14 protein-coding genes are annotated in these 12,383 nt (G+C 44.1%); 10 read left to right on the top strand and 4 right to left on the bottom strand.

The genetic code is table 11. The features are described from left to right. The first annotated feature begins 10 nt into the window (after positions 1 to 10). On the top strand, positions 11 to 1,588 hold the full coding sequence (locus MKY24_RS17340; protein ID WP_339200510.1) for a glycoside hydrolase family 43 protein: 1,578 nt from the start codon (positions 11 to 13) through the stop codon (positions 1,586 to 1,588). Between the two features lie 64 nt (positions 1,589 to 1,652). Here MKY24_RS17340 and MKY24_RS17335 read toward each other — a convergent pair whose 3' ends face one another. Next, positions 1,653 to 2,540 carry a LysR family transcriptional regulator gene (locus MKY24_RS17335; RefSeq protein WP_339202349.1) on the bottom strand — a complete coding sequence of 296 codons (888 nt, stop codon included), beginning with the start codon at positions 2,538 to 2,540 and terminating at the stop codon, positions 1,653 to 1,655. A 118-nt stretch (positions 2,541 to 2,658) separates the two neighbouring features. Between MKY24_RS17335 and MKY24_RS17330 the strand changes: the two genes are divergently transcribed. Both MKY24_RS17330 and MKY24_RS17325 read left to right on the top strand, forming a co-directional pair. Further along, complete coding sequence (locus MKY24_RS17330; protein ID WP_339200509.1) at positions 2,659 to 3,684, top strand: putative sulfate exporter family transporter; 1,026 nt, start codon at positions 2,659 to 2,661, stop codon at positions 3,682 to 3,684. A gap of 239 nt (positions 3,685 to 3,923) precedes the next feature. Further along, on the top strand, positions 3,924 to 5,468 hold the full coding sequence (locus MKY24_RS17325; RefSeq protein WP_339200508.1) for a GH25 family lysozyme: 1,545 nt from the start codon (positions 3,924 to 3,926) through the stop codon (positions 5,466 to 5,468). 71 nt (positions 5,469 to 5,539) lie between these two features. Here the strand turns inward: MKY24_RS17325 and MKY24_RS17320 are convergent, their stop codons facing one another. Further along, a complete protein-coding gene (locus tag MKY24_RS17320) occupies positions 5,540 to 5,806 on the bottom strand; it encodes a DUF2642 domain-containing protein (RefSeq protein WP_025719729.1) in 267 nt (88 codons plus the stop codon). A gap of 168 nt (positions 5,807 to 5,974) precedes the next feature. Here MKY24_RS17320 and MKY24_RS17315 point away from each other — a divergent pair, with 168 nt between their 5' ends. Then, complete coding sequence (locus tag MKY24_RS17315) at positions 5,975 to 6,103, top strand: hypothetical protein (protein WP_013371969.1); 129 nt, start codon at positions 5,975 to 5,977, stop codon at positions 6,101 to 6,103. A gap of 189 nt (positions 6,104 to 6,292) precedes the next feature. On the opposite strand, the gene MKY24_RS17310 is transcribed toward MKY24_RS17315, so the two are convergent. Both MKY24_RS17310 and MKY24_RS17305 read right to left on the bottom strand, forming a co-directional pair. Continuing rightward, positions 6,293 to 6,523: a hypothetical protein gene (locus tag MKY24_RS17310; protein ID WP_023989407.1), complete on the bottom strand. Its 231-nt coding sequence runs from the start codon at positions 6,521 to 6,523 to the stop codon at positions 6,293 to 6,295. Between the two features lie 112 nt (positions 6,524 to 6,635). Then, positions 6,636 to 7,301: a cupin domain-containing protein gene (locus MKY24_RS17305; RefSeq protein WP_023989406.1), complete on the bottom strand. Its 666-nt coding sequence runs from the start codon at positions 7,299 to 7,301 to the stop codon at positions 6,636 to 6,638. Positions 7,302 to 7,758: 457 nt separating this feature from the next. Between MKY24_RS17305 and MKY24_RS17300 the strand changes: the two genes are divergently transcribed. The 6 genes from MKY24_RS17300 (at position 7,759) to MKY24_RS17275 (ending at position 12,354) form a co-directional block, all read left to right on the top strand. After that, the gene (locus tag MKY24_RS17300) at positions 7,759 to 8,412 is read left to right on the top strand and encodes a cell wall hydrolase (protein ID WP_023989405.1); all 654 of its coding nucleotides are present in this window, start codon (positions 7,759 to 7,761) and stop codon (positions 8,410 to 8,412) included. A gap of 184 nt (positions 8,413 to 8,596) precedes the next feature. Continuing rightward, the gene (locus MKY24_RS17295) at positions 8,597 to 8,947 is read left to right on the top strand and encodes a hypothetical protein (RefSeq protein WP_013311042.1); all 351 of its coding nucleotides are present in this window, start codon (positions 8,597 to 8,599) and stop codon (positions 8,945 to 8,947) included. Between the two features lie 31 nt (positions 8,948 to 8,978). Continuing rightward, entirely contained in the window at positions 8,979 to 9,965 is a 987-nt protein-coding gene (locus tag MKY24_RS17290) for a ketoacyl-ACP synthase III (protein WP_023989404.1), read from the top strand. A 201-nt stretch (positions 9,966 to 10,166) separates the two neighbouring features. After that, a complete protein-coding gene (locus MKY24_RS17285) occupies positions 10,167 to 10,715 on the top strand; it encodes a GNAT family protein (protein ID WP_023989403.1) in 549 nt (182 codons plus the stop codon). 133 nt (positions 10,716 to 10,848) lie between these two features. Next, positions 10,849 to 11,952 carry a glycerol dehydrogenase gene (locus tag MKY24_RS17280; protein ID WP_023989402.1) on the top strand — a complete coding sequence of 368 codons (1,104 nt, stop codon included), beginning with the start codon at positions 10,849 to 10,851 and terminating at the stop codon, positions 11,950 to 11,952. Positions 11,953 to 12,138: 186 nt separating this feature from the next. After that, on the top strand, positions 12,139 to 12,354 hold the full coding sequence (locus MKY24_RS17275; RefSeq protein ID WP_013311038.1) for a hypothetical protein: 216 nt from the start codon (positions 12,139 to 12,141) through the stop codon (positions 12,352 to 12,354). The last annotated feature ends 29 nt before the right edge of the window (positions 12,355 to 12,383 follow it).

Here is a 12,383-nt window from a genome sequence, read left to right as displayed (position 1 = left end):
GTGAGGTCTCATGATGATCCAAAATCCCATATTAAAAGGCTTTAATCCCGATCCGTGTATTACACGTGTCGAGGATACTTACTATATTGTGGTGTCATCGTTTGAGTGGCTGCCTGGAGTGCGGGTGTACCAGTCCAAAGATTTGGCCCATTGGGAGCACTGCACAGATATTTTGACCGATCAGGTTGACTTAAGAGGTAATCCTAAAAATTGTAGCATTTGGGCACCGCAGCTTAGCTATGCAGATGACCTTTTTTATCTGCTCTATACGGATGTGAAAAGCACCAAACGTCCGTTCAAGGATGTTCATAATTTTGTGATGACGGCGCCTACGATCCAAGGACCGTGGTCGGACCCCGTTTATCTTAACAGTAGCGGATTTGATCCGTCTTTATTTCATGATGAGGACGGACGTAAATGGCTGTTGAACGCATTGTGGGATTACCGCATGTTGGAAAGCAATAAATCTTCCGGTATAGTCATGCAGGAGTATGACAGCAAGCAACAACAGCTCATTGGCGAGCCTGTTAAAATCTTTGATTGTACTCCTTTAAAGAAAACAGAAGCGCCTCACATCTACAAGCAAAACGGATATTATTATCTTGTTACAGCGGAAGGCGGAACGGGTACGGGGCATGCCGTTACCGTAGCACGCTCGAAGCAGATATCCGGGCCATATGAAGTAGACCCGCACAACCCAATGCTTACGTCACGTGATCAACTTGATTTCCCGTTACAATGCGCAGGACATGGCAGTCTTGTACAAACACCAGACGGCGAATGGTACATGGCTCATTTATGCACACGTCCAGTAGAGGGGAAATATGCCATTTTAGGACGGGAAACAGCCTTGCAGCAAGTGTACTGGAATGATGAAGGCTGGCTCCGATTAACTGCTGGGGGCCATACACCTCAATTGGAGGTACCCGCACCTCAAGGGATGTTCTCGGTTAAGCAAGAGCAGCAGAGTTATGTTTTTGAGGATTTTTTCGAGGGACCCACATTAGATAAAACGTGGAACACATTGCGTATCCTGGCGGACGATAGCTGGTGTTCATTAAGCCAGCGCCCAGGCTACCTTCGCATTCTGGCTGGAGAATCCATTCAAAGTCTGTTCCAGCATCACGTGCTTGCCATTCGGCAAACGGATCATCATTTCCGGGTAGAAACAGCATTGGAGTATAAGCCGACAAGCTATTTACAAATGGCGGGGCTACTACTGTACCTTAATGAAGAAGATTATTTGTACGCCTATATTAGCTATGAGGAGGGGCAAGGGAAGGTACTGCGCATGATGCGATGTGAAGCCAATACATTTACCTTAGTTCCTCAAGCAATTACGCTTCAGGACGATCTTCCTATACATTTAGCTGTGGAAGTCCATGCATCCCACGGGCAATTTTATTATGGAGTCGGAGACAAACCTGCTTGGAAGCGGCTTTTTGAAATGCAGGATATCAGCTTTTTATCCGGGGGTTTTACAGGAAATTTTGTAGGTATTGCTGCTCATGATATGCAACAATTCCAAGGAAGCTACGCTGATTTTTCTCATTTCTTCTATCATGGTAAGGATCTTCTTTCCTCATAAAAAAACATGATAATGATTATGTTGAAAGCACCTTAATGGGTGCTTTTTTCGTTGTTTCTGCACTTTACCTTTTCACATTATAACTTCGCAAAATCTCCAAAAAAGCGGTGCTTGCTTTCGTTTCAAATGTCGAAGAAGGAGTTAGGAAGGAGAATTTTCGAATAACCGGAAGATTACGAATATCCAGTACTTTTAATGTTCCCAGAGCAAGTTCCTTCTGAATGACCCATTGGGACAGCAAAGAAATCCCCAAGCCTGCTTCTACAGACTCTTTGATGATCTGTGTACTGCCAAAATTCATCATATGAGAAGGGGAGAACTGAAACCGTGCAAACATTTTTTCAGCCGCTTCCCGGGTTCCAGAACCTTCTTCCCGCAGAATCCAGATGTCCTCTTGCAGCTCACTTACATCCACTTGAGATTTACCAGCCAAACGGTGATTTTGCGGAACGACGATATACATTCTATCATCAGCAAATGATTCGATGTGTAAATGGTCATGCTGAAATTCTCCTTCGATAATGCCTACATCCAGTTGATTATGGATCATGAGTTTTTCAATTTCCTGGGTGTTGCCGATGGTAATGGAGGGCTGAATGAGTGGATACCGGACCCTCATTTGCGCGATCACATGCGGCAGCATATATTCGCCATACGTGTAGCTTGCGCCGATCGACAGGTTTCCTTTTGCTGTATGCATCAGCTCGTCCACCAAATACTGCATCCGTGTATGGAGACGGATAATCTCCTGAGCATGATGATACACAATTTCACCTGCTTTGGTTAAGCGTACATACTTATTGCTACGCTCCAGGAGGCGGGTTCCTACGCTACGTTCCAGCGTTTGAATATATTGACTTACCGCAGGTTGGGTCATGTGTAACACCTCGGCAGCTCGTGTGAAATTTTGTTTCTCCGCGACCATAACAAATACGATTAAAGATTGGTCCAAGGCCCATTCCTCCAAATTCATCATATCTATTTGCTTATTATCATTATTATAATGATTTATTTTTCTTATGACAAAAAACATATTAAGCTGGATGCATGTAGAATTGGAGGGGTTCACCATGAACAGTCATACACAACACACCAAATTATTTTCGAACAGAGGGCGATTATTCCAGCGTATATTTGGCATTGTCCTCACGATGTTATTTGCTTTGGCAGGCTATGGCCTGAACGAATTGCCAGGCTTTCATTATGTAGGTCCATTGGCTTGTGCCATGTTTCTCGCTATTCTGTACCGACAGTTGTGGGGATACCCTGAAGCTGTGCGCTTGGGAGTTGAGTTTTCAGCAAAGAAAATACTACGTGGAGCTATTGTGTTATTTGGGCTGAAGTTGAACATGGATGTTGTCATTCATCATGGACTTGGTTTACTTTTGCGTGATGTGGGCACTGTTGTATTTTCCATCTTTTTTACGGTTTGGCTGGCAAAACGTTTCAAGGCAGATGCTTCGCTTTCGCTTCTTCTTGGTATTGGAACAGGAGTTTGCGGTGCAGCAGCGATTGCAGCGGTTTCTCCCTTGTTAAAATCCAAAGATGAGGATACAGCCATAGGGGTAGGACTCATTGCCTTGGTTGGAACGGTATTTTCCATTTTGTTTACTGTGCTTCGGCCCTGGCTTCCTTTGACGGATATGCAATATGGAATCTGGTCGGGTATCAGTTTACATGAAATTGCACATGTGGCCTTAGCTGCAGCGCCTGCCGGACAGGATGCACTTGCAATGGGCTTATTAGCCAAACTGGGGCGTGTTTTCTTACTCATACCGCTCAGCTTTGTTTTAATGGTTTGGATGAAACGAACTGGAAAAATTCGTACAGACGCTAAAGTGGAGTTCCCCTGGTTCCTCATCGGCTTTATGGCTACAAGTATTGTGGGCAGCTATGTTTTTGGAAAATATATTGTAGTTCCATCTAGTCTGACGAACGGAATTTCTCAAGTTACCACCTTTATGTTAACGATGGCTATGGTAGGCATGGGGCTGAATGTGAGCTTTAAGGCTTTGCGGGAGAAAGCAATGCTTCCCTTACTGGTACTGTCTGTTACTTCGATCATTCTTATAGGGTTAACATTTTTAACAGTGTGAACATGAAGTATTCGTTTGTGATAAGATTGCTAGTAAACTAGATTAATAAAACTGGAAAAAGCTCTGCTTGCTGTATAGCTGGCAGAGTTTTTTAGTACTTTTGTATGATAAGACTGAAATATATACTGAATCAATCGTAACTTTTTACATATGATTCGCGTCTATCAAAATGGAGGTCCTGAGAATCATAGAGTGCAAGAATTTCATAAGCGAAAATTTAGAGAATGGTAGGGTACATAATGAAGAAAATTTGTTTATTTGCTTTTTTGTTTCTGTTTCTACTAGCATTTCCAAGAGAAAGCCATGCTGCATCTTCGAGTTCACATCTTCAGTTGGATGGTAAAGATATAAGTGTTGGCAAAGGTGTTCAGATTCAAGAAGTAAAGGGGAATGTACTGGTTCCACTCCGTCTCATTGTAGAGGAATTGGGTTATAGCGTGAATTGGGAGTCCAAGACAGGGACCATAACTATACATAAGCAAAATCTTAACCTCAGTCTTCAGGTCAACAATCCCATAGCCTCTGTCAATGATCATCAAATGGGATTGGCTGTAGCTCCTTTGCTTAGAGAGGGGACGACTTATGTTCCGCTTCGTTTTGTGTCCGAACAGACAGGGATTGATGTGGCCTGGAACAACGAGCTTAAAACTGTGTTCCTGACGACTCCGCCTACTTCAAGCGGCAATAGCGAGTCCACTCATGATCATTCTGCTACTCCAGCTGTAAGTAATCCTAAAGAGAGTGCGCGTACAGCTATAAACCAAATTAGCTTCGCTAATCACCAATTGACTATAGCTGTTAATGGAAAAGCAACCCCTAAAGTAACTACGTTGACTCATGCAGACCGTATTGTTGTAGACATACCTAGTTCAACGTTTTCTGAGGAATTTCTAGCATCGCAATCATTTGACAGTAGTGGACAAGGAAGTTTTCCAGTCACTGAAGATCCAGATGTTTCCCAAGTAAGATACTCCATGTTTAGTACAACCCCCGCATCGGTACGTATTGTGGTTGATCTTAATCACAGCACACCCTTTCATGTACTCAATGCGGATGATGGTAAGGTTGTTATAGCGTTGGATCAGGAAACGGAGGAGCCATCAACTACCGAGGACGTTATACCTACCATACCTGTTGTACCTGCGATTTCTTCTGATGGACACGCGCAAGGAATTGACGTCTCACACTATAATGGCAATATTGATTGGCAGCAAGTGGCAGCGGCAGGTAAGACATTTGCTTTTATTAAAGCTACAGAGGGCACAAAATATCAAGATAATCAATTTTTGATAAATGTACAGGGTGCCAGAGATGCTAACATCTTGGTTGGCGCTTACCACTTTTTGAATGCTACTACCGCGGATGGAGCTCGTCAGGAAGCAGCTAATTTTGCCAGGGCTATAGATTCAGCAGGAGGCAGGCTAGATCTGCCCCCTGTGATGGACTATGAAAATAACCCCAAAGGTCTTACTCCTGCACAAATTAGTGAAGTGGCTCATGCCTTTTTGGATGAAATGGAGAGGCTTACCGGGCGTCAGCCAATCGTATACACGGGCAATGTTTTTGCTTCCAAGTTTGATCCTACATTTTCTATGTATAAACTGTGGGTAGCCCGATACAGCACTACGCAAAAGCCGACCGCGGTTCCAGCTTGGAATAACTGGTGGGCTTGGCAGTACAGTAGCACAGGCAGTGTTCCGGGTATTCAAGGCCAAGTCGATTTGGATGAATACAACGGAACGATAGATGAACTCCGGGCTTCACTGGCAGGAGAGCTCGATTAGCCAAATCATATCATGATCAATCCTCGCGAATCCGGAACGGGATCTGCGAGGATTTTTAATGTCTGATTTGTTTAGTTGGGCATGATCCATACGATTTCGCTGATTCGAACAAAGAATTTTTTTCCGTATACATCTAAAATGACATGGTCGGGCTTACAATCGACTACGCATCCATCAATTCTGCCACGTGTTGTCTCAAGTACAACGTACTTGCCGATCACCGATTTTAATGTTTCTACGACGTATGGATCTACAGGGTGCACCACGACGTGGTGAGAGGTAGGATGGTGAGGAAAAGGTTGATTAACGTTGTAATTGAGCATTTGATTTGAATTCAATTGCTTCACTCCTTCAAGATTAGTTGTGTTATCCTATGCTCCTGCCTAGGAAAGGTGTAGGCTAATGCCCATCAGCGAAAACATTCATAACATTGCCGAAAAGCCCGGTCCATAGGAAAGCTCAATACATAAGCTATGTTGTACCTTGAATTGAAGGAGGCAATGACCATGAGTGAATGTGAAAGAGGTTGTGGTGGCGGTTCAGTAGGGGGCTACCCAGGAGTATGGACATCGACAGGAGCTATCCTGGTACTGTTCATTTTGCTCGTTATCATTACTAAGTCTTTATGGGTTTAAATTGAAATGAGTAGCTTAACCCCCCATCGGTATATAACCGATGGGGGGTTAAGTGTTTTAGAGGATGGAACGTATGATAAAACACCTCAAATAACAGCGTACAGGCCCTACACAAACTGTGCCGGGCTGGGCAGCTGTCATTTGAGGTACATTGGCATCTATAGACAGGAACGGACAATGGAACAGAGATTAAATTAACGCAATCGCCAGCAGGGTGAACAAGCTCAAAGTTAAGATTTGATTCCCATACCCGTAGCCAGGATAAAAGGCAGACGTTTGTACACGTCCGTTCCGTTCTTTTTTTAAGTACACATTATTACGATCCACATCCATAATGGTTCCTTCGTACTGTTTTCCGTCAACGGTGAGAATACGCACTTTTTTATTCATGCAGTTCAAACAGTTGTAATAAGCGTCCATTCCATCACCCCCTCTTATACATTGGCATTTTATGAGAGGGACGGTCTTATGGTAACGGCGAACATACAGGGAAAAGGTATTCCCTCGAACTTAAGGCCTGACTAGAGTTAGCCTATTCTTGATAGGGATTAAAAGAGAAGCCAGGATATCCATTGGTATGGGCGTAACCTCTTTGGGGGGCGACCTGAGGGTGGGGTGAAGTATCGGCAAGCCTTACATGTATCCCAGGTTTTCGGGGGGGCTGCTGCTTGCAGTCATTGGGAGGACCGATGATGACAGGCTTTTTAATTGGGGCGAGTGCTTCCTGAATCTTATTCTCATTCAGGCAGTAAGTATGAGCCAGAATGTTACTTGGCGTTAGCCGCAAAATGTCGGAGCCCAGTATGAATTCAGGGGTCGGAGCATTAAAAATGGTCAACAAATGAGTGTTGTCCATCGTGGCGACCAGATAATGCCACCATCCCTGAGGAACGTTAGCCACTTGGCCAGGTGTGATCGGAAAATGTCGTAACTCGAGGGTGAAGGGGTTAATCAGTGACACGGTTACTGCTCCAGAGATGCAGTATACCAGTTCTGTGGCATTTTGGTGATAGTGAGGCTCCACAACATTAGCTGTGCTAAGGCGAATATCCAGCAGCGATACATTCGCCAATGTATTCAGCTGCTGGATCGACAGCTCGTTGATCGAGTTTTGAGCATCCTTCTGAAACAAAACATTGTCTCTTAAATCATAGGTAAATTGTACAGTAGGGGAGGTGTAATCCATATATGAATCCACGCGTCGTTTCCTGCCTTTCTATTATTCGAAATTTGATGATCGTACGCTACCCTATGCATACGCCCATGTATGTGTGCGCGGATATGTGATTTGAATTAGTAGAAATCAGGCTCCGGTCCCGGGCAAGTTGAAGCGAAAAATAGCGAAAAAAGTCACGTATTCAAGTGTGGTCAGAACATGATCCATTGTTCTTAATACACGTCATCCCTTTAGGGATGGCGTTTTATTTGCTTGGGTAGTCTTAGGACCAGAGCCGGATGATACGTAAATGCGGCTTATGGTATACTGCAACGGACGTGTGAAAGCATGATTGTCCCATTCCGTATGTAGCCACGCGTCATTTCTGCAGCTAGGCATAAGTTATGTCATAAGAAACATCATCGGATAAACGTCCCTGAGTTGTACAGGCCGGAATGGTTGCACCGGACAGAACATGAAAGAGGAGGTTGTCTGGAATATGAAAAAGTTATCTATTTTAATCCTGTCCTGCGCATGTATGTTAGGTACTGTATTGTCAGTCGCACCAGGACAAGCACAAGCACAAACGTCAGCTTTGAAGAAAGGGGTTCAAAGCGAACGGGTGCTGGAGCTTCAACAGCAGCTTCATTCGCTCGGTTATTTCAAGGCTGGGTTTACTGGGTACTATGGTTCTCTGACCAGTAAAGCGGTGGCTCGTTTTCAACGGGATAACGGTCTGACACCTGATGGAGTAGCCGGAGCGGCTACACAAGCCAAGCTGGAATCCTTCGGAGAGGTGCGCGTAACCGCGCTGGATCAACTGGCTCGTATCATTTATTCTGAGGCTCGCGGGGAATCGTTTGAAGGTCAAGTGGCTGTCGGCGCTGTCGTATTAAACCGTGTTCAGTCCGGTGAGTTTCCAAGCTCGATCCCGGACGTTATTTTGCAGCCTGGTCAATTCACCGCTGTACAGGATGGTCAATACCGCCTGAAACCCAACAAGACTGCGTACCGTGCAGCCAGACAGGCACTTAATGGTGCTGATCCGACCAATGGGTCCTTGTTTTATTACAACCCGGCCATTGCTACAGCCAAATGGAGTAAAAGTCGCCCGGCTGTCATCTCACTCGGTCGCCATACGTTTACGAATTAATTTCATATGAGAATACGCAAATTTCTAGCCGTCAGTTGCTTCTTCTAGGAGCAGTGACGGTTTTTTATATTCACAAATTTGTAATATTTTAGTGGTGAATTATCTGATTTAATATTAAAAATTCTACCTATTATTCCGATACTCTTAATAGACAAAAAAATGAAATTAAAGGAGTCCTTCTAAAATGAGTCAACATCCTTACACTATCGAAGTAGATCAAGCCATGAAAACGGTACATATGGCGGTGAATGGAGTTTTTAGCCAGGAGGAGTATGATAGCTTTGTAAAAGATTATGTAGCCAAAACCTCATCCATTCAGGCGTCCAGCTTTACACTCAAGGTAGATTGTACCCAGATGGCACTTTTGGGTCCGGGAGAAGTGGAAAAATTGAAGGGCTCATTTGTACGTTATAAAGAAACTGGATTTACCAAAGTAATCTTTGGCATCAGCCTTCAACAAACCATTATTAAAATGCAGCTTGGTCGAGTAGCACGCGAAGCAGGATTAAACAACGTAGATATTGTTGTACAATAATGCGCTGATGTATGTGTAAGGGGGAAGCCTGATGAGCCATATCAAAATAAAAGCACTGGGTGTGTATCATCCGTCCCATTCGTTGGATAACGAATACTATGTTCGCCATTTTGACGAGCAGGGCAAAGATATTCGACGCTTCATGGAGCATATGGGTAGAAAACAGCGTTATATCATTGATGATCCGAACGAAAACGGTCTAACAATGGGAATTGCGGCTGCGCAAAAAGCTCTGGAACAGGCTGGTATGACAGGCCGTGACGTGGATATGATCGTGTTCTCCACTCAAGTTCCTGAGTCACTGTTTCCGATGAATGCATTGTTTGTTCACCAGGCGATTGGGGCCAGACATGATGTGGCCGTGATGGATTCCAACGCGAATTGTGCAGGGATGACAGTCGCTGTCGATCAAGTCAGTCGGTCGATGTTATCTAATCCTGACGTGCGGACAGCGCTTATTATCGGTTCGGATTATAATTCACTCATTTCCGGTCCGGAGGATGAGATTACTTATGCGAACTATGGAGATGCTGCATGTGCGGCTATTTTGGAGCGTACAGAAGAAGACACCGGATTTATAGATTCTATGTATTTTACGGACCCAGTCAATATAGATAAAATTTTGTACCCGGCTCAGGGGTTAGCGGCGACACTCCAAAGGAACGCCCCCGGAAAATATATTCAGTGGCTTCCGTTCGACGCCAATATGGCCTTGCCTCCTACATTTGATCTGCTTGAACGCATTTTAAAAAAGAATGGGCTGACGCCTCGGGATGTACGGGCTTATTGTCTGTCTCAGTTCTCGTTAGCAAATGTATTGAAGATTCAGGATCACTTGGAGCTAGAGGATGCCCAAATGATTTATGTGGGTGATCGATATGGTTACACAGGTACCAGTAGCCCGTTCATTGCTCTATATGAAGGTATTGAATCGGGTCGTATCCGGCGCGGTGATTATGTACTGTTCTGGACGATTGGAGCTGGATATCAACTGGTTGCTATGTTATTTAAATACTAGGAATATGAAGACCTTGCAGCTGCAAGGTCTTTTTGTGTATCACACAATGACAACTGTAATGATTTGGTTGTGTTATGTTTGATTATTTTGTAAAATTTAAACATTGAGTACATAAGGGAGAGCTTATATTGCGGACATCGGATAGCATGACAATTATGACAGAAAACATGGCACACAATTCATAATAGGAGCTGAAGGGGCATTAAGATCGAAAATTTATTTTATGGAGAACGAATAAAATTGGCCGCAGTCAGGGAAGAAGATGCCGAAGTGATGTTCAAATGGGGTGAGGATGCGAAGTATCTGCGAAATGTAGATACGGATTTGGCGCTCCCTTACACGTTGAAACAGATGGAGTCAGAAGGATCTCCCAGCTCTAACGAGGTCTATTTTCGATTAAGAACATTGGCAGATGATGTCTTGATCGGATTTGTTGCTATCCACGGAATTGAGTGGAATAATCGCAGCGGGCAGCTGGCAATAGGTATAGGTAATACGGACTACCGTGGCAAGGGCTTTGGGGCAGAAGCTGTAGGTCTCATTCTTCGTTATGCGTTTTATGAGCTCAATTTAAATCGGGTCGGCTTGGATGTGATTGAGTACAATACACAAGCGATCCGAACTTATGAGAAGGCGGGGTTCCAGCTTGAGGGTAGAGTTCGTTCTGCTGTTCTTCGTGATGGTAACAGTTATGATCGTATCATGATGGGTATCCTGTATTCTGAATGGCGCTCGACTGTTCAAGTATAATAGATACACAATTTGTTCATAAAATATTCCATAATAAGCCTTTTAATAACGTGAAAAGAGGTTTATAGTTAAAGGGTCACATGCCCAAATCATTATTAATTTGAGTATGAGTCAAAGCTGAGGAGGAATTTACATGGCAAACGTTGTAAGGTCCGTTACTTCACCCAAGAAATTTATTTCTGGACAAAATCTACTCTCGTCGTTAAATGACTATATTAAGGATTATGGCGATAAAGCCTTTGTCATTTGTGATGAGTTCATACTTGAAAGGGCTCAAAAGGAGGCAGGTGCTTCAATTGAAGCAGCTGGTAACCAGGTGGTCTTCGAGAAATTCCAATATGAATGTACAAAAGAAGAGATTGATCGTAACCGTGAATTGGTGCGTAAACATGGTTCGAACATTATCATAGGGATTGGCGGGGGAAAAACGTTGGATACCGCCAAGGCAACCGCTTATTATGAAAAGCTGCCTGTTGTTATTTTCCCAACGATTGCTTCTACAGATGCTCCTTGTACCGCGCTTGCGGTTATATACAAAAAAGATGGCTCTTTTGATGAATATCTGTTCCTGCCTACTAATCCAGACGTTGTACTGGCGGATACAGGCATTCTGGCAGCAGCGCCTGCACGTTTCTTTGCAGCTGGAATCGGTGATGCACTGGCCACTTATTTTGAAGCTCGTGCTTGCTATCAGGCTAACGGGGATAACCTGGTTCTGAACAAGCCTTCCACTACAGGATTGGGACTTGCTCGTCTTTGTTATGATACGTTGCTGGAAAATGCTGTGAAGGCCAAACGTGCTGTGGATCGGAAAGTATATACTCGTGCGGTGGAGGATACGATTGAAGCTACCATTTATTTGAGCGGTGTTGGTGCAGAATCAGGTGGGTTGGCAGCAGCACACGCCATTCATAACGGCATGACGGCTGTTCCTTCGCTTCATAAAGCACAGCATGGTGAGAAAGTTACATTCGGTTTGTTAACCCAGCTAGTGCTGGAAAATGCACCGAAAGAAGAACTGGAAACCGTGATTAAACTGGTTAAGGATGTAGGCCTTCCATTGACGCTTCGTGACTTGGGTGTAGAGGAATTTGTTGAGGCTGAATGGCGCCAAGTGGCTGAAGCTGCTTGTGCATCGAATGATACAATGGTCAACATGCCGTTCCCGGTTAGTCCTGCTGACGTGTACAATGCAATCATTGCAGCGAATGCAATAGCAGAATCCTATCAAGAATAGTTTCTTCCTAAATCACGAAAATGGGTTTACAAAAACGGGTCTGTCACATCACTGGCAGACCCGTTTCGTTTACGTGCACTAACATGTGAAACGAAAGAGGGTACCAGGGACTTATATCCTATCTTGTTCTGACCGATATACATGTAACAGGGAAATTAGGTTGGTTACACAGCAGGAGGAGATTTGATGTTGGTGCATGGTAAAACACGTAGGGGCAACTTGTACATCCATATGTCCAGCGGTTTTCACAAAATTGGAGATTATCGGGAAGAATATTCTGTAGCACCGGGTGATCGGCTGATGTCTAGACTGTCCAAGCGGATCTACACCATTGTATCCGTACATCTTGGTGAAGAGGCGTATGCCGATATTGATCTAGAAGAGGTTATTAGAAATAGTTAGAGTGCTTTATTTGGATTTGGTATAAAAAA

Source organism: Paenibacillus sp. FSL P2-0322 (assembly GCF_037975315.1).
In the GTDB taxonomy this organism is placed as follows: Bacteria; Bacillota; Bacilli; order Paenibacillales; family Paenibacillaceae; genus Paenibacillus; species Paenibacillus polymyxa_B.
The sequence above is the reverse complement of the archived record's forward strand: the minus strand, read 5'-3'. Positions and strand labels throughout refer to the sequence as shown.

Bases quoted from the DNA above. Each gene is read 5' to 3' on its own strand.
- MKY24_RS17325 (WP_339200508.1), top strand. From the start codon at position 3,924: ATGAAGAAAATTTGTTTATTTGCTTTTTTGTTTCTGTTTCTACTAGCA.
- MKY24_RS17330 (WP_339200509.1), top strand. From the start codon at position 2,659: ATGAACAGTCATACACAACACACCAAATTATTTTCGAACAGAGGGCGA.
- MKY24_RS17290 (WP_023989404.1), top strand. From the start codon at position 8,979: ATGAGCCATATCAAAATAAAAGCACTGGGTGTGTATCATCCGTCCCAT.
- MKY24_RS17310 (WP_023989407.1), bottom strand. From the start codon at position 6,523: ATGGACGCTTATTACAACTGTTTGAACTGCATGAATAAAAAAGTGCGT.
- MKY24_RS17295 (WP_013311042.1), top strand. From the start codon at position 8,597: ATGAGTCAACATCCTTACACTATCGAAGTAGATCAAGCCATGAAAACG.
- MKY24_RS17315 (WP_013371969.1), top strand. From the start codon at position 5,975: ATGAGTGAATGTGAAAGAGGTTGTGGTGGCGGTTCAGTAGGGGGCTAC.
- MKY24_RS17340 (WP_339200510.1), top strand. From the start codon at position 11: ATGATGATCCAAAATCCCATATTAAAAGGCTTTAATCCCGATCCGTGT.
- MKY24_RS17300 (WP_023989405.1), top strand. From the start codon at position 7,759: ATGAAAAAGTTATCTATTTTAATCCTGTCCTGCGCATGTATGTTAGGT.
- MKY24_RS17275 (WP_013311038.1), top strand. From the start codon at position 12,139: ATGTTGGTGCATGGTAAAACACGTAGGGGCAACTTGTACATCCATATG.
- MKY24_RS17280 (WP_023989402.1), top strand. From the start codon at position 10,849: ATGGCAAACGTTGTAAGGTCCGTTACTTCACCCAAGAAATTTATTTCT.